Genomic DNA, 26121 nt, shown 5'->3' with positions numbered 1-26121 from the left:
CCGCGTGCCGGGGCGGCGGCGGACGGCGTACGGTGATCCCATGCGTGAGCTGATTCTCGTACGCACCGGACGCGCCGGCTGAGATCGTCGACAGACGAGCCACCAGCGCGTCCACCCCTCGTTGCCCGGCAACCGAGGGGTTTTTTGTTGGGCAGACTGATCCACGGGTACGACGGCCACGCGGCACCCACGATGAGAAAGACGAACCGATGAGCGAGCAGCAGGGCACCGGCGCTCCTGTGACCGGAGCGCAGAGCCTGGTCAAGTCCCTCGAGGCGGCCGGCGTCACGGACATCTTCGGCATCCCGGGCGGCGCGATCCTCCCGGCGTACGACCCGTTGATGGACAGCCCGATCCGGCACATCCTCGTGCGGCACGAGCAGGGCGCGGGCCACGCCGCGCAGGGGTACGCCGCCGCGTCCGGCCGGGTCGGCGTCTGCATGGCCACCTCCGGCCCCGGTGCGACCAACCTCGTGACGTCCATCGCGGACGCCCACATGGACTCGGTCCCGATGGTCGCCGTCACCGGCCAGGTCGGCGCCTCGATGATCGGCACCGACGCCTTCCAGGAGGCGGACATCCGCGGCATCACGATGCCGATCACCAAGCACAACTTCCTCGTCACCGACCCGGCCGAGATCCCCCGGATCGTGGCCGAGGCGTTCCACATCGCCTCCACCGGGCGGCCCGGGCCGGTGCTCGTCGACGTCGCCAAGTCCGCGCTGCAGGCCACCACCACGTTCGACTGGCCCCGCGAGATCAGCCTCCCGGGCTACCGTCCGGTGACCCGCCCGCACGCGAAGCAGATCCGCGAGGCCGCGCGGCTGATCCTCGAGTCGCGCAAGCCGGTGCTCTACGTCGGCGGCGGCACCATCCGGTCCGGAGCGTCCAAGGAGCTGCTGGTCCTCGCCGAGCTGACCGGGATGCCGGTCGTCACCACCCTGATGGCTCGCGGCGCGTTCCCGGACAGCCACCCGCAGCACCTCGGCATGCCCGGCATGCACGGCACCGTCGCGGCGGTCGCCGCGCTGCAGAAGAGCGACCTGATCATCAGCCTCGGGGCGCGCTTCGACGACCGGGTGACCGGCAACCTCGACTCGTTCGCGCCGCACGCCAAGGTGATCCACGCCGACATCGACCCGGCGGAGATCGGGAAGAACCGGCACGCCGACGTCCCGATCGTCGGCGACGTCCGCGAGGTCCTCATCGACCTGGTGACGACCCTGCGCACCGAGTCCGAGGCCGGCCACACCGGCGACTTCGAGGGCTGGGTCGCCTACCTGGCCGCGGTGAAGACGAAGTACCCGCTCGGGTACGACGAGCCGCCCGCCGGCAGCCTCGCGCCGCAGTACGTCATCGAGCGGCTCGGCAAGATCTCCGGTGACAACTCGATCTACACCGCGGGCGTCGGCCAGCACCAGATGTGGGCCACGCACTTCATCTCCTACGAGCGGCCGAACACCTGGCTGAACTCCGGCGGCCTCGGCACCATGGGCTACGCCGTGCCGGCCGCGATGGGCGCCAAGGTCGCGATGCCGGACCAGACGGTCTGGGCGATCGACGGCGACGGCTGCTTCCAGATGACCAACCAGGAGCTCGCGACCTGCGCGATCAACGACATCCCGATCAAGGTCGCGATCATCAACAACGAGTCGCTGGGCATGGTGCGGCAGTGGCAGACGCTCTTCTACAACGAGCGCTACAGCAACACGGACCTGCACACCGGCCCCGAGCGGCGCATCCCGGACTTCGTGAAGCTCGCCGACGCCTACGGGTGCGTGGGCCTCGCGTGCGAGTCGCCCGACGACGTCGACGCGACGATCCGCAAGGCGATGGAGATCAACGACGTGCCCGTGGTCGTGGACTTCCGCGTGCACCGCGACGCCATGGTGTGGCCGATGGTCGCCGCCGGCACCAGCAACGACGACATCAAGTACGCGCGCGACCTCGCGCCCGACTTCGAGGAGGACGAGCTCTGATGTCGAAGCACACCCTGTCCGTGCTGGTCGAGAACAAGCCGGGCGTCCTGGCCCGGATCGCCTCGCTGTTCAGCCGGCGCGGCTTCAACATCGACTCCCTCGCGGTCGGCCCGACCGAGCACGACGAGATCTCCCGGATGACGATCGTGGTCAACGTCGAGTCGCTGCCGCTGGAGCAGGTCACCAAGCAGCTCAACAAGCTGATCGAGGTGATCAAGATCGTCGAGCTCGAGCCGAACGCCGGCGTGCAGCGCGAGCTGGTGCTGGTCAAGGTGGGTGCGACCGCCGAGAACCGCGGCCAGGTGCTCGACTGCGTGCAGCTGTTCCGCGCAAAGGTCATCGACGTCGCGCCCGACGCCGTGACGATCCAGCTGGTCGGCAACCCGGGCAAGGTCGCCGACTTCCTCCGGGTGCTCGAGCCGTTCGGCGTCCGGGAGCTCGTCCAGTCCGGGATGGTCGCGATCGGCCGCGGGCCCCGGTCCATCTCCGAGCGCAGCCGGCCGGTCGCCGTACCGGTGGCCCCCGCCAACTAGACGTTGGTCGAGTAGCCGCCGAGGAACGAGGCGGCGTATCGAGACCATCACCAACAACCAACGAAGGAGAAGCCCCAGTGGCTGAGATTTTCTACGACGACGACGCCGACCTGTCCCTGATCCAGGGCAAGCACGTGGCTGTCATCGGCTACGGCAGCCAGGGCCACGCGCACGCGCTCAACCTGCGCGACTCCGGCGTCGACGTCCGGGTCGGCCTCCGGCCCGGCTCCAAGAGCATCGCCAAGGCGGAGGAGGAGGGCCTCAAGGTCCTGCCCGTCGCGGAGGCGGTCGAGGAGGCCGACGTGATCGTCGTCCTCGCGCCCGACCAGTACCAGCGCACGATCTACGCCGAGGAGATCGCGCCCAACATCGCCGCCGGCGACACCCTGGTCTTCGGCCACGGCTTCAACATCCGGTTCGGCTACATCAAGGCGCCCGAGGGCGTCGACGTGATCATGGTCGCCCCGAAGGCTCCGGGCCACACGGTGCGACGCGAGTACGTCGCCGGCCGCGGCATCCCGGACATCATCGCCGTCGAGCAGGACGCCTCCGGCCAGGCGTGGGACCTCGCGAAGTCCTACGCCAAGGCGATCGGCGGCACCCGTGCGGGCGTCATCAAGACCACCTTCACCGAGGAGACCGAGACCGACCTGTTCGGCGAGCAGGCCGTCCTCTGCGGCGGCGTCTCCCACCTGGTGCAGGCGGGCTTCGAGACCCTGACCGAGGCCGGCTACCAGCCGGAGATCGCCTACTTCGAGGTCCTGCACGAGCTCAAGCTGATCGTCGACCTGATGTGGGAGGGCGGCATCGCCAAGCAGCGCTGGTCGGTCTCCGACACCGCGGAGTACGGCGACTACGTGTCGGGCCCGCGGATCATCGACGCCTCGGTCAAGCAGCGGATGCAGGACGTCCTCGCCGACATCCGGTCCGGCGCCTTCGCCGAGCGGTTCATCGGCGACCAGGACAACGGCGCCGTCGAGTTCCTCAAGCTCCGCGAGGAGGAGGCCGGCCACCCCATCGAGGCGACCGGCAAGGCGCTGCGCGCCCACTTCTCGTGGAAGCAGTCCGACGACGACTACACCGAGGGCTCCGCCGCCCGCTGACCCCTGCAGTCGGCTCATCTGCACGCGCTCGGAGCGCCGGGTCGACAGGGACTCAGCACCAAGCCACGCCGAGTCGGCTCAAGCTTGAGCCGACTCGGCACCAAATCACGCCGAGTCGGCTCAAGCTTGAGCCGACTCGGCGTGATTTTGGGGGGTGTGCGGACCGTCCGGGGTTTTCCTCCCCGGGTCGGATGCGGCGGGCGGCGGTGGCGGGCACGGTGGTGCCATGGTCGGGACGACGGTCGCGCCGGCGGCGACGGCAGATGCGGGGCGGGTGGTCCGGACCCTGGCCGACGCGTTCGCGGACGACCCGGTGCTGGCGTGGTTGCTGCCCTCCGGCCGCCGGGCCGGCCGGCTGACCGCACACTTCCGGGCCACCGTCGGCGGCGACGTGCTCGGCGACGGGCTGAGCAAGGTGTCGCCCTACGGCGCCGTCCTCGTCCATCCCGACGGCTGGCGGCAGTCGCTGCTGCACCAGGCCGGCCACGCGGCGTCGTACGTGCGCGCCTTCGGGCACCGGCTGCCGTGGGCGGTCGGGGTGCAGGCGGCGCTGGAGCGGCGCCATCCCCGGGAGCCGCACCGCTACCTGTCCTACATCGGGGTCGCGGCGGCCGGTCGCGGCCGCGGCGTCGGCTCCGCGCTGCTCGCCGCCGTGACGGCTGAGAGCGACGCGGCGGGGCTTCCGACCTACCTGGAGGCGTCGAGCCCGCGCAACGCCCGGCTCTACCGCCGGCACGGGTTCGTGACCGTGGACGTCGTGCGGCCGCTCGGCTCGCCGCCGCTCGAGCTGATGATGCGGGTGGTCGGGGGCTGACCGAATCACCCGGAACGGCGCGTCCAAAGACCCGGAATGGCGGTCGGTGACCGCCATTCCGGGTTTCTCGAACCACCATTCCGGGGGATTCGACCTACTTGACCTCGGAGCGCATCAGCATGCGCAGGCCGATGGCGAGGGGGAGGACCAGCCAGATCAGGGTGGAGACCCCCAGCTGGGCCCACTGCTCGCCGGTGACGCCGGCGTCGTACAGGGGGATGGTCGCCGTACGGAGGTCGAACCAGCCGGCGTTGTCCATCCACCACTGCTGGGCGTCGGCCAGTGCGCCGGAGACTCCGGGGAGGACCAGGGCGTAGACGAAGTAGCCGACGACGGCGCCGGGGGAGTTGCGCAGCAGCACGCCCAGCATGAAGGCCATCAGCATGTTGATCTCGTCGGCGAGCGCGATCTGCGAGAGCGTGCCGAGCGAGATGTTCCAGTCCGGCGTGACCCCGGCGATCCCGGCGTTGACCAGGTTGCCGATCGCGCCGGCCCCGAAGGCGACGGCGAGCGAGGCCAGGCCGACGGCGACGATCACCAGGAACTTCGCCTGGATCACCCGGCCGCGGCTGGGGACCAGGGTGAACGTCGTCAGGGAGGTGCGCTGCCCCCACTCGCTCGACACCGAGAGGGCGCCGAGGACCGGGAGGATCACGGTGACCGGGATCCCGACGGCGGCCGCGAAGTCGTCGTAGGTGAGCGTCTCGCGGTTGCCGAAGATCATCGTGGCCGCGGTGGCGATCAGGGACAGGATGCCGACACCGGTCAGCAGCCAGAAGCCGGTCCGGGTGTCGAACATCTTGCGCCACTCGACGTCGAGCAGGCGAGTGAACGGGATGGGGGCGGGGACCGAGCGCTCGGGGCGCGCGGTGGTCACGGGTGTCGTCTCCATGGTGGTGGCGGTCATGCCGCTGCTCCTTCGGCTGAAAGGTGGTCGCGCTGGCTCTCGGCGGTCAGCGCGAGGAACATCTCCTCCAGGCCGGCGCTGTCGGCCGCCCGGAGCTCGGTCAGGGGGATGCCGGCGGCGAACGCGGCCGCGCCGACGGTGGCGAGCCCCGCTTCGGCGAGTACGACGCCCGACGCGCCGGGTCGTGCCTTCAACCCGGCCGCCTGGAGTGCCGCGACCAGGGCGGACTGGTCGGCGGCGCGGACCAGGGTGCCGCCCGCGGCGAGCAGCTCCTCCTTGGTGCCCTGCGCGACGATCCGGCCGTTGCCGATCACGACGATGTCGTCGGCGATGACCTCGATCTCGTGCAGCAGGTGGGAGGAGAGCAGCACGGTGCCGCCGCCGTCGGCGAACCCGCGCAGCAGGTCGCGCATCCAGCGGATGCCGGCCGGGTCCAGCCCGTTGGCCGGCTCGTCGAGGATCAGCACCTCCGGGTCGCCCAGCAGGGCGGCCGCGATGCCGAGCCGCTGCCGCATGCCGAGGGAGTAGTTGCCGACCCGACGGGCGGCCTCCTCCTCGGTCAGGCTGACCCGCTCGAGCATCTCCCCGACGCGCGACTTGGGCAGGCCCATCGTGCGGGCCGCGATGTTGAGGACCTCCCGGCCGGTCCGGCCCGCGTGCTGGGCGGACGCGTCGAGGAGGACCCCGACCTCACGGCCCGGGTTGGGCAGGTCGGCGTACTCCCGGCCGAGGAGGGTGGCGGAGCCGGAGGTCGCCGGGGTGAGGCCGACGACGATCCGCATGGTGGTGGACTTGCCGGCGCCGTTGGGGCCGAGGAACCCGGTCACCCGGCCCGGTCGGGCGGTGAACGTGACCTCGTCGACGGCGCGAAAGCCGCCGTAGCTCTTGGTGAGTGACTCGATGGTGATCATGACGAGAAGACTCGCCCGGACCGCGTCCCGCGCGCGTCGGGCACAGCCCTTGAACCGGCCCTGACCCGACCCTGAGAGGGGTCAGGGATTATCCGTCGCCCGCTAGGGGTTGAGCCCCTCGTGCGCATCGACATCTGGTCCGACGTGGTCTGCCCGTGGTGCTACATCGGCAAGCGCCGTCTCGAGAAGGCCCTCGCCGACTTCCCGCACCCGGTCGAGGTCGCGTGGCACTCCTTCCAGCTCGACCCGGGCGCTCCGATGGTGCCGACCGACACGGTCGCGACCCACCTCGGACGCAAGTACGGCGGCGGGGAGGCCGCCGGCCGGCAGATGGTCGAGCGCGTCGAGGCCGCGGCTGCCGAGGAGGGCATGATCTGGCGGCACCACGAGTCGCTGCGGGTCAACACCCTCGACGCGCACCGGCTGATCCACCTCGCCGAGGCGGAGGGCGGCCTCGCGCTGCAGGGCGCGCTCAAGGAGGCGCTGCTCGACGCCTACTTCGCGAAGGCCGCAAACATCGCCGATCACGACGTGCTGCGCCGGCTCGCGACCGGCGCCGGCCTCGACCCGGCACGGGTCGACGAGGTGCTCGCCTCGAGCGAGTACGGCGACGCGGTGTGGGCGGACCAGGAGCAGGCGGCGGCGTACGGCGCCAACGGCGTGCCGTTCTTCGTCATCGACGGCCGGTTCGCCGTCTCCGGCGCCCAGCCCGCCGCGCTGTTCGCCCAGGCTCTCGAGCAGGCCTGGTCCGCTGCCCACCCGGTTCTCCAACCGGTCGGCGGCGCCGCCGACGCCGACGCCTGCGGCCCCGACGGCTGCGCGCTCTGACGACGCCCTGGACAGCACGGAATAAGGCTTACCTCACATTGGTTAGCCAAGCCTAAGCAGCGTGGTCTACAGTCGATCTCATGATCGCCACTCTGCTGCTGGGCCTGCGCGAGGGCCTCGAGGCCGCGCTGGTCGTGAGCATCCTGGTCGCCTACCTGGTGAAGACCGAGCGTCGTCACCTGCTGCCCCGGATCTGGGGCGGCGTGGCGCTCGCGGTGCTGGTGAGCCTGACGTTCGGCGCGATCCTGTTCTTCGGTCCGCGCGGGCTGACCTCGGCGGCGCAGGAGGCCATCGGCGGGTCGCTGTCCATCCTCGCGGTCGGCCTGGTCACCTGGATGATCTTCTGGATGGCGCGCACGGCGCGCCACCTCAGCGCCGGGCTGCGCACCCAGGTCGACGACGCCGCCGAGGGCGGCTGGTTCTCGCTCGCGCTGGTCGCCGCGCTCGCCGTCGGCCGTGAGGGGCTCGAGACCGCGCTGTTCCTGTGGTCGACCACCGAGGCCGTCACGCGGGACCAGGACTCGACCTGGAAGCCGCTGGCGATGGCGCTGGTCGGCATCCTGATCGCGGTCGCGATCGCCTACGCCCTCTACCGCGGCGCCGTGGCGATCAACCTGCAGCAGTTCTTCACCTGGACCGGCGCGTTCCTGATCGTCGTCGCCGCCGGGGTCATGTCCTACGGCGTGCACGACCTGCAGGAGGCCGGCATCCTCCCGGGCCTGCACAGCCTGGCCTTCGACGTGTCCGGCACGATCAGCCTCGACAGCTGGTACGGCACCCTGCTCAAGGGCGTCTTCAACTTCTCGCCGGCCACCTCCAAGCTCGAGGCCGCGGCATGGCTGCTCTACATCGTGCCCGTCATGTACCTGTTCTTCCGGGTCCGGTCCGGCGGCTCGAAGTCGGCCGCCGCTCCGCGGCCCAAGACCCCGGTCGGCTCCGCGAGCTGATCCGATCCGGGAGCGCTCCCGCTCCCGCGCGTCCCCACGAGCCACACGAGAAGGAACCCCGATCCCGTGCGCAAGCCTGTCCTCGTCGCTGCCCTCGCCGCCCTGCCGCTGCTCGCAGCCTGCACCGAGAACGCCTCCGACTCCTCCGGCGACGACCGCCACATCACGGTGACGGCGGACGACGACGCGTGCGAGGTGTCGACCACGTCGGCGCCCTCGGGCCACCTCACCTTCGAGGTCACCAACAAGGGCGACAAGGTGACCGAGTTCTACCTCTACAAGGAGGACGGCAAGTCGATCGCCGGCGAGGTCGAGAACGTCGGCCCGCAGACGACGCAGTCGCTCACCGTCACGGCAGCAGCGGGCAAGTACGTCACCGCCTGCAAGCCCGGCATGGAGGGCGACGGCATCCGCGGCGACTTCACCGTCACCGACTCCGGCGAGGAGGTCACCAGCGGCGCCGACGCCGACCTGGTCGAGCAGGCGCAGGAGCAGTACGCGGCGTACGTCGAGAAGGAGGCCGGCGCGCTGCTGAAGGACACCACCCGGTTCGTGAACCTCTACAGCCGCAACCAGGACGACGCCGCCCGCGCCCTCTACCCCGTCGCGCGCAGCCACTGGGAGCGGATCGAGCCCGTGGCGGAGTCGTTCGGCGACCTCGACCCGAAGATGGATGCCCGCGAGGCCGACGTCGACTTCGCCGCCGGCGAGAAGTGGACCGGCTGGCACGTCATCGAGAAGGACCTGTGGCCGGCTCGCGCCGGCAAGAAGTACGACGCCCTGACGCCCGCGGTCCGCAAGGGGATGGCCGCCGACCTGCTGAAGAACACCAAGGAGCTCGTCAGCCGGATCAAGGGCGAGGAGTACGGCCTGGACCAGATCACCAACGGGGCGCGCGGCCTGCTCGAAGAGGTCGCCACCGGAAAGATCACCGGCGAGGAGGAGTACTGGTCGCGCACCGACCTCTACGACTTCCAGGCCAACGTCGACGGCGCGAAGGAGGCCTTCGAGGCCGTGGAGCCGATCCTCGACGAGAAGGACCCGGCCCTCGAGCAGGAGCTCGACACGCGGTTCGGCCAGCTGCAGGACCTGCTCGACCAGCACCGGCAGGGCAAGGGCTTCGAGACCTACGACCAGCTGTCCAAGGCCGAGATCGACGACCTCGCGAACGCCGTCAACGCGCTCTCCGAGCCGCTGTCCGAGCTGACCGCCACGGTCGTCTCCTGAGGGCTCCGATGCCCACGGTCTCGCGCAGGGGTCTGCTCGGCAGCGGCGTCGCCGCCGCCGGGGTGGCGGGTGCGTTCGCCGCGGGCCGGGTGACCGGTGAGGAGGACGCGACGGCCGGCGCGCCGTCGTCGTACCCCTTCCGCGGCGAGCGGCAGGCCGGGATCGTCACGCCCGCGCAGGACCGGCTGCACTTCGCCGCGCTCGACGTCACGACCGACGACCGGGCCGAGCTGGTCGACCTGCTCCAGCGGTGGACCGACGCCGCGGAGCGGATGACGCAGGGCCGCCCGGCGGGGCCCGTCGGTCCGACCCAGGGCTCGATCTACGCGCCGCCGGACGACACCGGCGAGGCGATCGGGCTGCCCCCGAGCCGGCTGACGATCACCTTCGGCTTCGGCCCGAGCCTCTTCGTCGACGAGCACGGCAGGGACCGGTTCGGCATCGCCGACCGCAAGCCGGCGGCGCTCGAGCCGCTGCCGCACTTCTCCGCCGACATGCTCGAGCCGGCGCGCACGGGCGGCGACCTGTGCATCCAGGCCTGCGCCGACGACCCGCAGGTCGCTGTGCACGCCGTCCGCAACCTCGTGCGGATGGGCTTCGGCACCACTGCGGTGCGCTGGTCGCAGCTGGGCTTCGGTCGTACGTCGACGACCTCGACGAGCCAGGACACCCCGCGCAACCTGTTCGGGTTCAAGGACGGCACTGCCAACATCAAGGCCGAGGACGCGGCGCTGCTCGACGACCACGTGTGGGTCGCCGACGGGGACGATCCGAAGGCGGACTGGCTCGTCGGCGGGTCCTACGTCGTGACGCGCCGGATCAACCAGACGATCGAGGTGTGGGACCGCCAGCCGTTGGGGGACCAGCAGGACTTCATCGGCCGCACCAAGGACACCGGCGCCCCGCTGTCCGGAGGCAGCGAGCTCACCGAGCCGGACTTCGGGGTGCAGGGCTCGGACGGACCGATCATCCCGAGGGACGCCCACGTCCGCGTCGTGCACCCCGAGTACAACGACGGCCTACGGATCCTGCGCCGCGGCTACAACTTCGTCGACGGCACCGACGCGATCGGCGGCCTCGACGCCGGACTGTTCTTCATCGCCTACCTGCGCGACCCGCGGACCCACTTCATCCCGCTCCAGCGCACGATGGCGGCGCACGACGCCCTGATGGAGTACCTCAGGTTCACCGGGCAGGCCGTGTTCGCCGTACCTCCCGGCACGGCGGCCGGCGAGCACGTCGGCCAGGCGCTCTTCGCCTGAGCGCGGCGACGTCCCGAATGGTGCTCATCGGCGGGAATCGGTGGGCCGGTCCGGTAGCGTGAGACCGGCACAGCGTGGTGCACCTCCTTCCTGCACGTCGCATGTCGCCTAAGGACGTTTCCGCTGTGACCGATCGCCCCGTCGTACTCATCGCCGAAGAGCTGAGCCCTGCCACCGTCGAGGCGCTCGGGCCGGACTTCGAGATCCGCAGCTGCAACGGCGCGGACCGGAGCGAGCTGCTCGCCGCGATCGCCGACGTCGACGCGATCCTGGTCCGCTCCGCCACCAAGGTCGACGCCGAGGCGCTGGCCGCGGCCAAGCGGCTCAAGGTGGTCGCCCGCGCAGGTGTGGGCCTCGACAACGTGGACGTGAAGGCCGCGACGCAGTCCGGCGTGATGGTCGTGAACGCCCCGACCTCCAACATCGTCTCCGCCGCCGAGCTCGCCGTCGCGCTGATGCTCGCTGCCGCCCGCCACGTCAGCCCGGCGCACGCCGCGCTCAAGGAAGGCGAGTGGAAGCGGTCGAAGTACTCGGGCATCGAGCTCTACGAGAAGACCGTCGGCATCGTCGGCCTCGGCCGGATCGGCGTCCTGGTCGCCCAGCGGCTGAGCGCGTTCGGCATGAACGTGATCGCCTACGACCCCTACGTCCAGGCCGGCCGTGCCGCGCAGATGGGCGTGCGGTTGGTCGACCTCGACACGCTGCTCGCGGAGGCGGACTTCATGTCGGTCCACCTCCCGAAGACCCCGGAGACCATCGGCCTGATCGGCGCCGATCAGCTTGCGAAGGCCCGGCCCAGCCTGGTGCTCGTCAACGCCGCACGTGGCGGGATCGTCGACGAGGCCGCGCTGTACGACGCCCTGAAGACCGGGCGGATCGCGGCCGCCGGCCTCGACGTGTTCGCCAAGGAGCCGTGCACCGACAGCCCGCTGTTCGAGCTCGAGAACGTCGTCGCCACCCCGCACCTCGGCGCGTCGACGGACGAGGCGCAGGAGAAGGCCGGCATCGCGGTCGCCAAGTCGGTGCGGCTCGCGCTCGCCGGCGAGCTGGTCCCCGACGCGGTCAACGTGCAGGGCGGCGTGATCGCCGAGGACGTGCGCCCCGGCATCCCGCTCACCGAGAAGCTCGGCCAGGTCTTCACCGGCGTGGCCGGCGAGGTCGCCCAGCAGCTCGACGTCGAGGTCCGCGGCGAGATCACCGACCACGACGTCAAGGTGCTCGAGCTCGCCGCCCTCAAGGGCGTCTTCAGCAGCGTGGTCGAGGACCAGGTGTCCTACGTCAACGCGCCGCTGCTCGCGGCGGAGCGCGGCATCGCCGTACGCCTCGTGACCGAGCCCGAGAGCCCCGACCACCGCAACCTGATCACGCTCCGCGGCACCCTCGCCGACGGCTCGCAGGTCTCGGTCAGCGGCACCCTGGTCGGCATCGCTCAGCGCGAGCGGCTCGTCGAGGTCAACGGCTACGACGTCGACATCGAGCCCACCGACCACCTCGCGTTCTTCACCTACACCGACCGCCCCGGCATGGTCGGCACCGTCGGCCAGATCCTCGGCCAGGCGCAGGTCAACATCGCGAGCATGCAGGTCGCCCGGGACGCCAAGGGCGGCCAGGCCCTCGTCGCCCTCTCCGTCGACTCCGCCATCCCCGCCGAGACCCTCGACGAGATCGAGTCCGCCATCGACGCCACCTCGATCCGCGCCGTCGACCTCGCCTAGCTGCCGAATCCTCCCTCAGGCCGTGGCGAATCCTCCCTCGTGCTGCGGCGAATCTTGCCTCGTGCCGGCCCGAATCGTCCCTTGTGGCGAGTGCGTCGTGCCGGCAGGCATGAGTGAAGATTCGCGGCGGCACGAGGAAGGATTCGCCGCCTGACGCCTCAAGATTCGGCTAGCTCATCGCGGACCAGTCGATGGTGGCGACGGAGGGTTCCTCGGGGAGGTAGCGCACAGGGACCTGGGATCCGGGCGGGGGGAGGGTGCTGCCGTCGGGGACGCGGATCATCGCGTTCATCGTCTGCTGCTGGCCGTCCGCGCCGGCCCAGCCAAAGGAGACCTGGAGCAGCGGGTCGTCGGCCTGGTCCGCCGGGAGCCCCTGGTTCACGTGAGCGGCCGTGAGGCCGGTCGGCGTGGCGGAGTACAGCGTGCCGGTGGCCGCGATGCCGCGCTCGAGGATGTCGGCCATCGAGCGCTTCTGGATCGGCGGGGTGCCGCCGCCCATCGCCATGCCGGCGCCGGCCGTCTGGGTGCTCCGGGTGTCGTCGTAGGCGACCTTGCTGTGGTCGTTGGGGTCGACCAGGACGGGCAGCACCACGCCCGGCTGGAGGACGCCCCACTGCGTACGACCGATCGGCAGGACCAGCGACGCCGGGAACGGCGCGACGCCGGGGATCGTGACGTTCGCCTGGACCCGGAACAGCGCCACGGTGTCGTTGATCGTGGTCCCGGTGTCCTGGACCGACGTCACCTCGGCGGTGCCCTGGACGCCGTTCTTGATGTTCGGGCCGGCCGCCTGGAACAGGCTGCCGAAGGCGAAGAAGAAGATCACGCCCATGAACAGCAGCGTCCCGGCCGTGATGCCGAGACCGAGGCCGTCGAGGCCCTTGTCGGACATCAGCCAGAGGACACCGGCGACCAGCCCGCCGACGATGAGGCCGAGACTGATGACGCGGACCAGGATGGCGATGAAGCGGATCGACAAGGCACACCTCGACGTCTAGTGGCTCCGCCGAGCCGGAGTCAGGGGTCAATTGCAGGTCGAAGATAAGCCGGACGGGCCACGCGGCGCATGACCCGAAGTGCCTAGGCCACGAGGACTCCGCTGGGACCACTGCTCGTCGCCGGCGCTGAGCCGCCGCCGCGGACGACCGCCCACGCCGCCGCGGTCCGTCGCACCGCCTCCTCCAGCTGCGGGACCGGGACGGTGTAAGGGAGCCGGACGAACCGGTCGAGGCCGCCCTCCGGCGCGAAGGCCGGCCCGGCCGCCAGCAGCAGGCCATGCCGCTCCGCCTCGGTCGCGAGTGCCATCGCGCCCGGGGCAGGAAGCTCGCACCACAGCACCATCCCGCCCGCCGGCAGCCGGAACCTCCAGTCCGGCAGCGTCGTCGCCAGCGCCCGGACCAGTGCGTCGCGCTGCTCGCGGAGCCGCGCGCGATGGGCAGCCAGCAGGTCGTCGATGCCGTCGGTGAGCAGCCGGGTCAGGACGAGCTGCTCGAGCACCGGCGCGCCGAGGTCGAGCCCCACCCTCGCCTGGGTCAGGCGGCCGACCAGGGGGAGCGGCGAGCGGATCCAGCCGAGCCGCAGCCCGCCCCAGATGCACTTGCTGGCGCTGCCGACACTCACGGCGTCGGGGGAGTACGCCGCGAAGGGCGCCAGCGCCGGCTGGCCGTCGAGACGCAGCAGGTGGTGGGCCTCGTCGACGACGGCGGTGGCGTGGTGCTTCGCCAGCAGCCGGGAGTACGTCGACCGCTGCTCCTCGGGCATGACCAGCCCCGTGGGGTTGTGGAAGTCCGGCATCACGTGCACCAGCCGCGGGCTGCGCCGCGCGAGCGCGCTCTCGACCGTGTCGAGGTCCCAGCCGGACGGGTCGAGCGGCGTGGTCACCAGCCGCCCGCCGCCGACACGCAGCGCCTGCGCCGCGTTCGGGTAGGTCGGCGACTCCATCAGCACCCGGTCGCGGGGCCCGGCCAGCGCGAAACCCACGACCGCGCTCGCCGCCAGCGCGCCGGTCGTCACGATGATCTGCTCGGGCAGGGTGGGAAGGCCGCGGTCGGCGTACGTCTGCGCGATGGCGGCCTGCAGGTCCGGCAGCCCGGCTGGGTAGTAGCCGTGCCCACCGAGGTGCGCCGGCAGCTCGGCCGCCGCCTCGGCGTAGGCCGCCGCGATCCCTGGCGGCGCGCTCGCCGCCGCGCACACCAGGTCGATGAAGCCGGGCGAGACGTCGGTCGGCCAGAGCGCCCGGTCGTGGGCCCGCGTCGGACCGCCGGGCAGCCGCGTGAAGGTGCCCGCTCCCTGCCGCGCCTCGGCGTACCCGGTGTCGCGCAGCACCGCATAGGCCCGGGTGACCGTCGTCCGCGAGACCTCCAGGGCCGCCATCAGGTCGCGCTCGCTCGGCAGCCGGACGCCGTACCCGATCCGCCCGTCGCCGATCAGCTCGCGCAGGGCGCCGGCGAGCCCGGCGTAGGCCGGGGAGCGGTCGAACCCGCCGACCAGACCCGCGAGCCGGCTGGCAGAAATGGCCTCGTTCATGCAGTCCACTACATCACGATTGGCTATTTGGCGCCAGTCCAATCTGGATGAGAATGGAGCACATGGTGGAGATGTCCGTGGCCGAGGAGGCCCGCGCGGGCCGTCGGCAGGCGGTCCTGCTCGCCGACCTCGGGCCGGTGGCGCAGCTGCGCGCCGGCAACCTCGCCCGCCGGCTGCCTCAGCTGCTCGTGGGCCTGGTGCTGTACGGCGTCTCGCTCGCCCTGATGGTGCGCGGCAGCATCGGGCTCGCGCCGTGGGACGTCCTCCACTCGGGCCTGATCCGGCACGTGCCGATCACCCTCGGGCAGGCCGTGGTGGTGATGAGCTTCGTCGTGCTGCTGCTCTGGATCCCGCTGCGCGAGACGCCCGGCATCGGGACGATCGCGAACGCGGTCGTCGTCGGCTTCTCCGCCGACGGGACGCTGGCCCTGCTCGACCCGGCGCACGGCTTCGCGGCGCGCACGGCGCTGATGGCCGGCGGCGTGCTCCTCTGCGGGCTGGCCTCGGCGCTCTACATCGGCGCACAGCTCGGACGCGGCCCGCGCGACGGGCTGATGACCGGCCTGTCCCGCCGTACCGGCTGGTCGCTGCGCCTGGTCCGCACCGGCATCGAGGTCGCGGTCGTCCTGGTCGGCCTGGTCCTCGGCGGTGTGCTCGGCGTGGGCACGGTCGTCTACGCGCTCGCCATCGGTCCGCTCACCCAGCTCATGCTCCCCTGGTTCATCGTCGACGTCGAAGGAGTCCCGTCATGATCACTCTCATCCTCATCGCTGTCGGCCTGGGTGCCGTCGCAGCCACGGTCCGCGAGGCCGTGCTCGACCGTCCGCGCTCGCGGCCGCAGTCGCACCGCACCGACCCCGAGCTGCTCCCGCCGGGGAGCCGGCTCGGCTGACGGGCCGGCGCCGGCGGCGGCCCGGTCGGTCCCTGGTTGCCGCAGCCGCGCCGAATCAGGGAAATCACCGAGTGTGCAGGCTCGACTTGCTGGATAGTCTCAGGCCATGACCACCGATGGTTCCCAGGCCGCCGCCGCGCCCGAACCCGCTCCGCTCGCCCCGCCGGACCCGGTCCTGACCCTCACCGCGCCCGAGCCGCCCAAGCCGGTCGTGGAGACCCAGGCCCCGAAGATGGCCCCGCAGGTGTCGCCGGAGATGGTGCCCGAGCTCGACGCCAAGGTCGACACCTTCCTGACCGCGCTCTCCAGCGCGCCCGTCGGCAGCCCGACGTTCTCGGCCCAGGCCGAGAACGTCCGCACCATGGGCGACGCCGACATGCGGCGCGCCGCCGAGACCTCCAACCGGATGCTCGACAAGCCGGTCACCGCCCTCAAGGAGGGCGGGATCTCGCAGGGCTCCGACGTCGGCAAGTCGCTGCTCGCGCTTCGCCGTACGATCGAGGACCTCGACCCCGGCCAGGCCAAGGGCGCCAAGAAGTTCTGGGACATGCTCCCGTTCAACGACAAGGTCGAGGACTACTTCCGCAAGTACCAGTCCTCCCAGAGCCAGCTCAACGGCATCCTCCACCACCTGCGCAGCGGCCAGGACGAGCTGACCAAGGACAACGTCGCGCTCAACCTCGAGAAGACCAACCTCTGGGCGGTCATGGGCCGGCTCAACCAGTACATCTACGTCGCCGAGAACCTCGACACCAAGCTCTCCGCGAAGATCGCGGAGATGGAGCTGAGCGACCCCGAGGGAGCCAAGACGATGAGCCAGGACGTGCTGTTCTACGTCCGGCAGAAGCACCAGGACCTGCTCACCCAGCTCGCCGTGTCGATCCAGGCCTACCTCGCCATCGACATCATCATCAAGAACAACATCGAGCTGATCAAGGGCGTCGACCGCGCCACGACGACCACCATCTCGGCGCTGCGCACCGCGGTCATCGTCGCCCAGGCGCTGGGCAACCAGAAGCTGGTGCTCGACCAGATCACCGCACTGAACACGACGACGTCGACGATGATCCAGCGCACCTCGGAGATGCTCAAGGACAACTCCGCCAAGATCCAGGAGCAGGCCGCGTCGTCGACGATCGGCATGGAGCAGCTCCAGGCGGCCTTCAACAACATCTACCTGACCATGGACTCGATCGACGAGTTCAAGTCCAAGGCCCTCGACAACATGTCCACCACCATCGGCGTGCTGGAGACCGAGGTCGAGAAGTCGAAGTCCTACCTCGCCCGGGTGCAGCAGCACGACCAGCGCAACGCCGCTGGCACGCTCGACATCGGCAGCTGAGGGAAGCCGGGTGGGGCTGAAGTCGTGGTGGCGGTCCCGCGGCGAGAAGGAGCAGGAACAGCAGTACGTCGCTCCGCCGGCGCCGACGGACAAGGACGTCCTCGCCGCGCTCAACCGGGTCAACGCGATGCTGCGTGAGGGGAACGCGCCGCCGGTGGTGACCTCCCGGGTGGTGCGGATCGCGCGCAGCATCGCGCAGACACTGCCGCGGCTCGACGAGCTCGGGCTCGGCAGCCAGGAGGGCTACTCCGTCGTGGCGACCGCGACCGACTACCTGCCCGAGGCCGTCGGCGGCTACCTCCGGCTGCCGCGCGACTGGGCCGACACCCGTCCGATCGACGGCCGGAAGACCGCGCTCATGGTGCTCATCGAGCAGCTGGAGCTGCTCGGCGTGACGATGGACAAGATCCTCGACGCGGCGAACCGCTCCGACGCACAAGCGCTGATCGCGCACGGCAAGTTCCTCGACGCGAAGTTCGGCCACTCGGCCGACGGCGGGCAGGACCTGAACCTGGGAGCACCGACATGAGCACGCTGCGCGAGGCCCTCGACGGCCTGGCGAGGGCCGCCCGCGACGCCGGTCTCGACGACGCGGCCGCGACCGCCGAGGGCGAGGCGCTCGCCGCGACCGTCGCCGAGCGGTCCAAGGGCGCCTTCGTCCCCTGGGGCGAGCAGACCGGGCGGACCGGCTCCGCAGCCGAGGCCTTCTTCGCCGCGGCCAAGCAGGGAAACCGCTTTCGCGCCGGACCCACGCCGCTGATGAACCAGCTGCTGCTCGAGAAGTCCGACCACGCCGGCGACTACGCCGCGGCTCTGACCGACGTCGCCGTCACCGCGCAGTCCCTCGGCGAGCCGGGCCCGGACGCCCGCGGCGCCGCCGCCACGATCCTCGCTGCGCAGGCCGGCGCCCCGATGGCGCCCGCTCCCACGGTCCCGGTCGGCAGCACACCCGTACCGCGCCAGCCGGCCCCCGGCATCGGCGACGAGATGCTCGACCAGGTCCGCGCGATGGGGGAGCAGGTACGCCGCCAGCTCGAGGCGATGGGCGGCAACAGTCCCGGTGGTTTCGAGCCTCGGTTGCAGGGCGACCTCGCACCTCAACCACCGGGGTCGCCACCGGTTGAGGAGCGAGGCGCCCCGGCGCCGAGCCTCGAAACCAAGGCCGCCGAGCCCGACAAGCCTGCCGAGCCGGAGAAGCCGGCTGAACCCGTCAAGACCGTCGAGGAGCTGCTGGCCGAGCTCGACGGGCTGACCGGGCTCAAGGACGTCAAGGACGAGATCCACCGGCAGGCGGCGGTGCTGCGGGTCGAGGGGCTGAGGAAGAAGGCGGGGCTGGAGAGCCCCACGCTGACGCGGCACATGGTCTTCAACGGCAACCCCGGCACCGGCAAGACGACGGTCGCCCGGCTGGTGGCCGGCATCTACCGCGCGCTCGGGCTGCTCAGCAAGGGCCAGCTCGTGGAGTGCGACCGCTCCGAGCTGGTCGCCGGCTACCTCGGCCAGACGGCGCAGAAGACCGCCGACCTCGTGAAGTCCGCCGAGGGCGGCGTGCTCTTCATCGACGAGGCCTACTCGCTCTCCGGCGACCAGTACGGCAAGGAGGCCATCGACACCCTGGTCAAGGAGATGGAGGACCACCGCGACGACCTCGTCGTGATCGTCGCCGGCTACCCCCTGCCGATGGCGATCTTCATCTCCGAGAACCCGGGCCTCGAGAGCCGGTTCCGCACGACCATCGACTTCGCCGACTACAGCGACGACGAGCTGGTCGAGATCTTCTCGGGCATGGCGGCCAAGGCCGACTACGACGCCGGCGACGACGTGGTGGCCCGGCTGCGCGAGCTGCTCAAGAACGTCGAGCGCGGGTCGTCGTTCGGCAACGCCCGCTACGTCCGCAACATGCTGGAAGCAGCCATCGGCCAGCATGCCTGGCGGCTCCGGGACGTCACCGACCCGACGCTGGACCAGCTGCGCACCCTCGAGCCGGAGGACCTGGTCGAGCAGAAGGAGGAGGACGAGCCCGCCGTCGCCGCGGACGGAACGTTGGTCCCTCCTGACAACCCCGAGCCCGCCCAGCCCGTGGACATCGGGGACCCCGGGTCCGAGCCGGTAGAGCCAGGACCCCCGCCTGCAACTGAAGACAAGCCCGAAGCGTTGGAGGAGTCGTGACCCAAGGAACTGCGGCCGCGGCGCCGGCGCCACCGCCGGCGGCTCCCGCCCCGGCCCAGCAGAGCGTCGTGCAGTACCCGGCGCCGAGCGGCGTACCTGCCGGCCACGCGGTGGAGGACACGCCCACGCTGCTCAACCGGCTGCAGCTGGCCGGCATGGCGATCGCGATCGTCTTCGGCCTGCTGAGCGCGATGCTCCAGTTCTTCGGCTGGCAGGCCGACGGCAACGCCGCCGGCGACACCGAGCAGCTGATCAGGGTCCAGGAGATCCAGTCGTCGCTGCTGCACGCCGACGCCCTCGCCACCAACGCGTTCCTCGAGCCCGGAAAGATCAACGCCGAGCAGTCCGCCGACTACACCGACGCGCTCGACACGGTCCTCACCGAGATCGCGGCCGCCGCCAAGGCGCAGCCGGCGGACCAGAAGGCGCTCGCGGCGCTCGCCGTCGACGTCAACGACTACGCGACCGGCGTCGCCCTCGCCCGCGCCTACAACGAGGAGCAGAAGCCGGTCGGTGCCGAGTACCTGAGCGAGGCGAGCGCGTCACTTCACGCCAACGCCCTGCCGATCCTCGACAACCTGACGACGGCCAACTCCGACCGCGCCCAGGGGTCCATGGCGGGCCAGCACCCGATCTGGCTGGCGCTCGTCGGGATCCTGGCGCTCGTCGGGCTTTGGTGGCTCAATCGCCGGCTCGCGCAGCTCTTCCGCCGCCGGGTCAACGTCGGCCTGGCCGTGGCGGCGGTGATCGTGCTGCTGGTCACCGTCGTGAGCGGGATCGCGGCATGGCGGGGGGACAACCAGAACGACAGCCTGCGCGGCGACCAGCTGGCGAATGCGATCGACCAGTCCGCCGCGCGCACCGCTGCCAACGACGCCAAGGCCAACGAGAGCCTGCGGCTGATCAACCGCGGGTCCGGTGACAAGTACGAGGGTCCGTGGGCCGATGACGCCAAGGTCGTCGAGGCCAAGGCCGACCCCGACTCGCTCTCGGACTGGGAGGCCTACACCCGGGTGCACAAGAAGATGATGGATCTCGAGGAGACCGACTTCCACAGGCAGGCCGTCGCCATCGCCACCGACTCCACCAAGGACGGCGCGACCGCGCTCTTCCAGAAGTTCGACGCCGCGTCGGTGTCGATCATCGACAAGGCCGGTGACGATGTCCAGGACCAGCTGCGCAGCGGTCGCTCGCTCGCATTCGCCGGTCTGGTCCTCACGGTCCTCCTCGGGATCGTGGCCGCGATGAGCGTGTCCCGCGGTCTCGGCGCCCGGCGGAGGGAGTACGCATGACGCGCAGGGCATCGGGCGTCGTCGCCGCGCTCGCGGTCGGCGTCCTGCTGCTGGCCGGTTGCTCCGCGGAGGAGACCCCCCTCCCGAGCCCGACCAAGGCGGCGGCCACGACCCCCGCAGCGCCCGTCGATTGCGAGAACGACGCCTCGACGGTCGCTTCCTACCCGCCGAGCACGTCGGGTGGGCCCACCCTGGACGAGATCCGGAGCCGCGACAACGGTCAGGGCAGGCTTGTCGTCGGCGTCTCGGGAGACACCTACCTGATGAGCTCGCAGGCGCCTGGTTCGCTGCAGCTCCAGGGCTTCGACATCGACATCGCCAAGGCGGTGGCGCGGGCCATCTTCGGGCCGGACGCCAACCTCGGCGAGCGCATCCAGTTCAAGGTGATCACTGCCGCCGACCGGATTCCCGATCTGCAGGACGGCACTGTCGACATGGTCGTGCGCAACATGACGATCACCTGCGACCGCTGGGAGCAGGTCGCGTTCTCGGCCGAGTACTACCACGCGACGCAGAAGATGCTCTTCCGCGATGCGGGCACGGCCGCGGACTACGGCTCTGTGTCCGACCTCGCGGGTCTCCGGATCTGCGCGCCAGCAGGCTCGACCAGCCTGACGAACATCAGCAACGACGAACCGGACGCGATCATCACGCCGGCGGCGACGCACACGGGGTGCCTGGTCAAGCTCCAGCAGGGCGAGGTCGACGCGATCACCGGAGACGACACGGTGCTGGCCGGACTCGCCGCCCAGGACCCCTACGCGGTGGTGCCGACGGACCAGCCGGACCTCTCCGAGGCCGAGCGCACCTACGGCGAGCCCTACGGCGTCGCGGTGAGCAAGGACGCGAAGGACCTGGCTGCGTTCATCAACGCGGTGCTGGCCGACCTGGACCGCACGGGGGAGTGGCAGCGGATCTACCACCGGTGGCTGGAGCCCTACCTCAAGGTGCCGGCGACGCAGCCGACCCCGGCATACGGCAGGTCGTGACGCCGGCATGACCGCCACCGCCCCCACCGCACCCGGGAAGCTCGGGGACGCCCTCGAGCCTGCGGTGATCCAGCGCTACCTGGGCGACCTGGACGAGTGGATCCGGGACCGGCGCATCGAGCTGGACAACGTCGACCAGACCGCGGTGTCGGCCGGGCGGGGCAACGAGATCGGGTCGGACATGGCGCTCGCGCTGGCGCTGTGGAAGGCGATCTCGGACCGCTACCAGCTGGTCTTCGCGACCTGGGACGGCGGCCGGGTCCTGCAGCAGGAGCGGGAGCGGATCTCGGCGCTGGTCTGGGGTCGCCTCGACGGCGCGGCGGAGATGCCCGGCGGGCTCGCGGTATCGATGCCCGAGGCATGCCGGCTCTGCGACGCCCTGACCGGTCAGCTGCAGGCGCGGCTCGAGCTCGCCCCGGACGCACTCGCCTCCGCCGGCCGGATCAGCGCGCTGCGCGCACAGCTCGAGCGGATCCGCGACCAGGTCGGGCTGGAGCCGGTGAACACGCGCGACGCGGCGGTCCAGCGGCTCGCCGAGATGATGCTGCGGCTGGACTCGATCTCCGCCCGCGCCGAGCGCGGTGCCGACGTCGGCGGCCTGCTGGCTCCGCTCGAGGTCGACGCCACCACCTTCGAGCGCGACCTGATCGTCGGCAACGCCCGGCGACGCGATGCGCGCGACCAGATCCTCTCGACGCGCGAGCTGCGGACCGACCTCGAGCAGCGCGCGGCCGCACTGCAGAAGCTCGCCGCCACCTGCGTCGCGACCGTCGACCCGGCGCCGCGGTACGCCGTACCCGAGGTCGACGCGCTGGGCCCGGTGCCCGTCACCGAGGACGCGATCGGGCCCTACCGCGAGCGGCTGGACCGGGTGTCGCAGGCGATGGAGCTGGCCCAGCACAAGTACTCCGACGCGCTCAACGAGCACACCGAGCTGGTCGCGCTGCTCGATGCGTACGTCGCGAAGGCGCGCGAGATCGGCCTGGCGGACCACCCCGACCTGGCCGACAGCGAGAAGTCCGCGCGCGCCATGCTCGACCGGCGCCCGTGCCCGGTCGTGATCGCGCGGCAGCTGATCGCGACCTACCAGACCTGGCTCCAGAAGGAGAGTGCAAGCCGATGAGCACCGGTCCCACCTGCACCCAACCCGGCTGCACCGGGACGATCGTCGACGGCTACTGCGACCAGTGCGGCATGGCCGCGGCCGAGGGCGTCGCGTCGGTGAAGAGCGCGATCCCGACCGCAGCGGTCGGGTCGGCGACGACCAGCCCCGCGGCGAACGGCACCCCGTGCCAGCAGGTCGGCTGCACGGGGCACATCCTCGACGGCTACTGCGACGTCTGCGGAACGCCGGCGATCCCGAACGCCACGGTCGCCGAGGCGGTCGCGGTCGCCTCCGCGGCAGCGGAGGCCCAGCCGCTGGCGGGCAACGAGGCGTCGGTCGCGACCTCGGCGAGCCGCGTGCAGTCCGCGGCGATCGGCTCCAAGCGCGCCGGGTCGGGCAGCAACGCGACCCGCCGTACGCGCACCGGCTCCCAGCGGATGCGCTCCGCGCGGATCGGCGCCGGCCTGACCAGCGTCCCGCCGGCGCCGCCCATCGACGCGGCCAAGGCGATCATGGCCAACCCGCAGGTGCCGGAGGACAAGCGCAACTGCGCCAAGTGCGGCAACCCGGTCGGGCGCAGCATCGACGGGAAGCCCGGCCGCAGCGAGGGGTTCTGCCCCCAGTGCGGCCAGGAGTTCTCGTTCACGCCGAAGCTGCAGCCGGGCGACCTGGTGGCCGGCCAGTACGAGGTCGCGGGCGCGCTCGCCCACGGCGGCCTCGGCTGGATCTACCTCGCCCGGGACCGCAACGTCTCCAACCGGTGGGTCGTCCTCAAGGGCCTGCTCAACTCCGGCGACCCCGACGCGCTCGCGGCGGCCATCGCCGAGCAGCAGTTCCTGGCCCAGGTCGAGCACCCCTCCATCGTCGAGATCTACAACTTCGTGACGCACGAGGGTGCCGGCTACATCGTCATGGAGTACGTCGGCGGCAAGTCGCTGAAGCAGATCCTCAAGGACCGCATGTCCGCCAACGGCGGCGCCTACGACCCGTTCCCCGTCGACCAGGCGCTGGCCTACATCCTCGAGCTGCTGCCCGCGTTCCAGTACCTGCACGACCTCGGCCTGATCTACTGCGACTTCAAGCCCGACAACATGATCCAGGTCGGCGACGCCATGAAGCTGATCGACCTCGGCGGCGTGCGCCGGGTCGACGACCAGGACTCGGCGATCTACGGCACCGTGGGCTACCAGGCGCCGGAGGTCGCGGACGTCGGGCCGACCGTCGCGTCCGACATCTACACGATCGGGCGCACGCTGCTGGTGCTCTGCATGGAGTTCCGCGGCTACCAGGGCACCTACCTCTACACGCTCCCGCCGGTCGACCAGACGCCGCTGTTCCAGCAGTACGACTCGCTCTACTGGCTGGTCGCCAAGTGCTGCGCGCCGGATCCCGCCGACCGGTTCGCGTCGGTCGACGAGCTGCGCACCCAGATGCTCGGCGTGCTGCGCGAGGTGGTGGCGCGGACCCGACAGGGCACGGCGAACACTTCCTCGGCGTCGGTGCTGTTCGAGTCGCTCGCGACGGCGAACCCGATCTCGGAGTGGGACCAGCTCCCCGCGCTGCGCCCGGACACGACCGACGCGCAGTACGGCTGGCTGTCCACCCTGCCCGCGGACAACCCGTCCGAGCGGCTCAAGGTGCTGCAGACGGCGCCCGAGGACACCGCCGAGGTCTGGCTCGCGCGGATCCACGCGGCGCTCGACATGGACGACCCGACCTCGGCGAACGACTACGCGGCGAAGCTGTTGTCCGCCGACCCGTGGGAGTGGCGCGCACTCTGGGGGCAGGGGCTGGCCGCCGTGCAGGTCGAGAACTGGGAGACCGCCAAGGCGTCGTTCAACGCCGTCTACCAACAGGTGCCCGGCGAGCTCGCGCCGAAGCTCGCCCTCGCCTACGCCTGCGAGCGCGGCGGCCTGCCCGAGGTGGCGGAGGGGCTCTACCAGACCTGCGCCGCCACCGACGCGGCGTACGTCGCGCCGGCGGCCTTCGGCATGGCGCGGGTGCGGGCAGCAGCCGGTGACACGACCGGCGCGGTGGCCGCGCTCGACCTGGTGCCGACGACGAGCCGCGGGTACGTCGAGAGCCGTCAGCAGCGTGCCGAGGTGCTGCTGGCCGGCAGCGGCCAGGACCTCGCCGTGCTCGACCAGGCCATGCAGACCATCGAGCGCGCGCAGCTGGACAACCCGACCCGTCAGCGGTTCACGGTCCGCATCCTCGGCCAGGCGCTCCCCGTCGTGACCGCCGCTGGGGCGGCGCAGCACCAGCACGGCAGGATCGGCTCGCACGAGGCCACCGAGAAGGGGCTCCGTGACGGGATGGAGGCTGCGCTGCGCAGCCTGGCCCGCGACACCAACGACCTCAAGGAGCGCGTCGACCTGGTCAACCAGGCCAACGCCGTGCGGAACTGGAGCCTCACATGACCGCCACCCCGCCTGCCGCCGGCCAGGCCACCGTCGCCTGCCCGTCGTGCGGGCAGCCGGTTCCCGTCGGCTCCCGGTTCTGCGAGGGCTGCGGCGCGCAGGTCGTCCCCGGGGACGCCCCGCCGCCACCTCCGCCGCCGCCGCCCGGATCGCCCGCCGACCAGCTCGGCAGCGCACCGATCAGCGCGCCGACCCGCCGGCCTGCCGACGCGCTGCCGGACCCGGCGCCGGCACAGGGCCGCCGTCCGTGCCCCACCTGTGGCGGCGAGGTCGGGCCCGACCACTACTGCCTCTCCTGCGGCACCAAGGTGCCGAGCGAGCGCGACCACTACGAGGAGACCCCGGCGCCGTGGGTGGCCGGCGTCTGCGACCGGGGCATCGTCCACGACCGCAACGAGGACGCGATGGCCGTGCTCGCGGCCCCCGAACCGGGTTCGCGTGCGGTGCTGATCGTGCTGGACGGGGTCTCCAACTCCATCGACTCCGACGTCGCCTCACTCGCCGGCGCCCACGCGGCGCGCGAGATGCTCCGGATGCCGTTGCCCGCGGGCATGGCCACCCCGGAGAGTCGTGCCGCGGCGGTGACCAAGGTCTTCGAGGACACGGTGAAGGCGGCGAACGCGGCCGTCATCGCGACGACCGACCCCGACTCGCCCAACCCGGCCTCGGCGACATTCGTCGCGGCCGTGCTCGAAGGCCGCCGGCTGCACTACGCCAACGTCGGCGACTCCCGCGGCTACTGGCTCCCCGACGAGGGTCCCGGCGTACAGCTGACGGTCGACGACTCCATGGCGCAGGCCCAGATGGCGGCCGGCGTACCGCGGGAGGTCGCCGAGAGCTCGCCCCAGGCACACGCGATCACCCGCTGGCTCGGTCGTGACTCCGACGACGCGACGCCGCGGGTCGGCGCGATCGACGTGACGGAGGACGGGTGGGTCCTGGTCTGCTCCGACGGCCTGTGGAACTACGCGTCCGAGCCCGAGGCGCTGCAGCAGCAGATCCGCGCCGCCGGGACGACCGACCCGCACCAGCTGGCCCTGGCGCTGGTCGCCTTCGCCATCGCACAGGGCGGCCACGACAACATCACCGTCACGCTGGCTCGCGTGGGCGTCGTGCAGAATGCCAGCGAGACCCCGCCCGCACCAGGAGAGGGAGCCTAG

General features: G+C 71.4%; 23 protein-coding genes. 19 read left to right on the top strand and 4 right to left on the bottom strand.

The window, feature by feature from the left end; all coding sequences use genetic code 11:
* Positions 1–209 precede the first annotated feature (209 nt).
* The 4 genes from ABD709_RS03825 (at position 210) to ABD709_RS03810 (ending at position 4429) form a co-directional block, all read left to right on the top strand.
* Positions 210–1979, top strand: a complete 1770-nt coding sequence (locus ABD709_RS03825; RefSeq protein WP_425575024.1) for an acetolactate synthase large subunit — start codon at positions 210–212, stop codon at positions 1977–1979.
* Positions 1979–2512, top strand: coding sequence for an acetolactate synthase small subunit (gene ilvN, locus ABD709_RS03820; protein WP_344772475.1), 534 nt, complete (start codon positions 1979–1981; stop codon positions 2510–2512). Before ABD709_RS03825 ends, ilvN begins: the two co-directional genes overlap by 1 nt.
* 77 nt (positions 2513–2589) lie before the next feature.
* Positions 2590–3615: a ketol-acid reductoisomerase gene (gene ilvC / locus ABD709_RS03815; RefSeq protein WP_344772474.1), complete on the top strand. Its 1026-nt coding sequence runs from the start codon at positions 2590–2592 to the stop codon at positions 3613–3615.
* A 226-nt stretch (positions 3616–3841) separates the two neighbouring features.
* The gene (locus tag ABD709_RS03810) at positions 3842–4429 is read left to right on the top strand and encodes a GNAT family N-acetyltransferase (protein WP_344772473.1); all 588 of its coding nucleotides are present in this window, start codon (positions 3842–3844) and stop codon (positions 4427–4429) included.
* A gap of 94 nt (positions 4430–4523) precedes the next feature.
* On the opposite strand, the gene ABD709_RS03805 is transcribed toward ABD709_RS03810, so the two are convergent.
* Both ABD709_RS03805 and ABD709_RS03800 read right to left on the bottom strand, forming a co-directional pair.
* Entirely contained in the window at positions 4524–5336 is an 813-nt protein-coding gene (locus tag ABD709_RS03805; protein ID WP_344772472.1) for an ABC-2 transporter permease, read from the bottom strand.
* Entirely contained in the window at positions 5333–6247 is a 915-nt protein-coding gene (locus ABD709_RS03800) for an ABC transporter ATP-binding protein (protein ID WP_344772471.1), read from the bottom strand. Before ABD709_RS03800 ends, ABD709_RS03805 begins: the two co-directional genes overlap by 4 nt.
* A 120-nt stretch (positions 6248–6367) precedes the next feature.
* Here ABD709_RS03800 and ABD709_RS03795 point away from each other — a divergent pair, with 120 nt between their 5' ends.
* The 5 genes from ABD709_RS03795 (at position 6368) to serA (ending at position 12226) form a co-directional block, all read left to right on the top strand.
* On the top strand, positions 6368–7075 hold the full coding sequence (locus ABD709_RS03795) for a DsbA family oxidoreductase (RefSeq protein WP_344772470.1): 708 nt from the start codon (positions 6368–6370) through the stop codon (positions 7073–7075).
* Positions 7076–7155: 80 nt separating this feature from the next.
* Positions 7156–8022 (top strand): iron uptake transporter permease EfeU, encoded by an 867-nt coding sequence (gene efeU / locus ABD709_RS03790; RefSeq protein WP_344772469.1) that lies wholly within the window; start codon positions 7156–7158, stop codon positions 8020–8022.
* Positions 8023–8088: 66 nt separating this feature from the next.
* Positions 8089–9249, top strand: a complete 1161-nt coding sequence (efeO, locus tag ABD709_RS03785; RefSeq protein ID WP_344772468.1) for an iron uptake system protein EfeO — start codon at positions 8089–8091, stop codon at positions 9247–9249.
* A gap of 8 nt (positions 9250–9257) precedes the next feature.
* Positions 9258–10511 (top strand): iron uptake transporter deferrochelatase/peroxidase subunit, encoded by a 1254-nt coding sequence (gene efeB / locus ABD709_RS03780; protein ID WP_344772467.1) that lies wholly within the window; start codon positions 9258–9260, stop codon positions 10509–10511.
* A gap of 125 nt (positions 10512–10636) precedes the next feature.
* Positions 10637–12226 (top strand): phosphoglycerate dehydrogenase, encoded by a 1590-nt coding sequence (gene serA / locus ABD709_RS03775; protein ID WP_344772466.1) that lies wholly within the window; start codon positions 10637–10639, stop codon positions 12224–12226.
* Between the two features lie 169 nt (positions 12227–12395).
* Here the strand turns inward: serA and ABD709_RS03770 are convergent, their stop codons facing one another.
* Entirely contained in the window at positions 12396–13205 is an 810-nt protein-coding gene (locus ABD709_RS03770; RefSeq protein ID WP_344772465.1) for a hypothetical protein, read from the bottom strand.
* Positions 13206–13306: 101 nt separating this feature from the next.
* Entirely contained in the window at positions 13307–14752 is a 1446-nt protein-coding gene (yczR, locus tag ABD709_RS03765) for a MocR-like transcription factor YczR (RefSeq protein ID WP_344772464.1), read from the bottom strand.
* 62 nt (positions 14753–14814) lie between these two features.
* On the opposite strand from yczR, the gene yczE reads away from it, so the two are divergent.
* The 10 genes from yczE to ABD709_RS03715 all read left to right on the top strand — a co-directional run bounded on the left by yczE (position 14815) and on the right by ABD709_RS03715 (position 26121).
* The gene (gene yczE / locus ABD709_RS03760) at positions 14815–15504 is read left to right on the top strand and encodes a membrane protein YczE (protein ID WP_344772463.1); all 690 of its coding nucleotides are present in this window, start codon (positions 14815–14817) and stop codon (positions 15502–15504) included.
* The gene (locus tag ABD709_RS03755) at positions 15501–15644 is read left to right on the top strand and encodes a hypothetical protein (protein WP_344772462.1); all 144 of its coding nucleotides are present in this window, start codon (positions 15501–15503) and stop codon (positions 15642–15644) included. The genes yczE and ABD709_RS03755 overlap by 4 nt, the downstream gene beginning before the upstream one ends.
* Positions 15645–15750: 106 nt before the next feature.
* Entirely contained in the window at positions 15751–16986 is a 1236-nt protein-coding gene (locus ABD709_RS03750) for a toxic anion resistance protein (RefSeq protein WP_344772461.1), read from the top strand.
* Between the two features lie 10 nt (positions 16987–16996).
* Complete coding sequence (locus tag ABD709_RS03745; RefSeq protein ID WP_344772460.1) at positions 16997–17515, top strand: hypothetical protein; 519 nt, start codon at positions 16997–16999, stop codon at positions 17513–17515.
* Complete coding sequence (locus ABD709_RS03740; RefSeq protein ID WP_344772459.1) at positions 17512–19155, top strand: AAA family ATPase; 1644 nt, start codon at positions 17512–17514, stop codon at positions 19153–19155. The genes ABD709_RS03745 and ABD709_RS03740 overlap by 4 nt, the downstream gene beginning before the upstream one ends.
* A complete protein-coding gene (locus ABD709_RS03735; RefSeq protein ID WP_344772458.1) occupies positions 19152–20447 on the top strand; it encodes a hypothetical protein in 1296 nt (431 codons plus the stop codon). The genes ABD709_RS03740 and ABD709_RS03735 overlap by 4 nt, the downstream gene beginning before the upstream one ends.
* A complete protein-coding gene (locus tag ABD709_RS03730; RefSeq protein ID WP_344772457.1) occupies positions 20444–21436 on the top strand; it encodes a glutamate ABC transporter substrate-binding protein in 993 nt (330 codons plus the stop codon). Before ABD709_RS03735 ends, ABD709_RS03730 begins: the two co-directional genes overlap by 4 nt.
* A 7-nt stretch (positions 21437–21443) precedes the next feature.
* A complete protein-coding gene (locus ABD709_RS03725; RefSeq protein WP_344772456.1) occupies positions 21444–22559 on the top strand; it encodes a hypothetical protein in 1116 nt (371 codons plus the stop codon).
* Positions 22556–24961, top strand: coding sequence for a serine/threonine-protein kinase (locus ABD709_RS03720; protein ID WP_344772455.1), 2406 nt, complete (start codon positions 22556–22558; stop codon positions 24959–24961). Before ABD709_RS03725 ends, ABD709_RS03720 begins: the two co-directional genes overlap by 4 nt.
* Positions 24958–26121 carry a PP2C family protein-serine/threonine phosphatase gene (locus tag ABD709_RS03715; RefSeq protein WP_344772454.1) on the top strand — a complete coding sequence of 388 codons (1164 nt, stop codon included), beginning with the start codon at positions 24958–24960 and terminating at the stop codon, positions 26119–26121. The genes ABD709_RS03720 and ABD709_RS03715 overlap by 4 nt, the downstream gene beginning before the upstream one ends.

The sequence above is a fragment of the Nocardioides panacisoli genome (assembly GCF_039537325.1).
GTDB classification, from domain to species: Bacteria; Actinomycetota; Actinomycetes; order Propionibacteriales; family Nocardioidaceae; genus Nocardioides; species Nocardioides panacisoli.
Note: the sequence above shows the minus strand (reverse complement) of the source record. Positions and strands in the feature narration are given on the sequence as shown.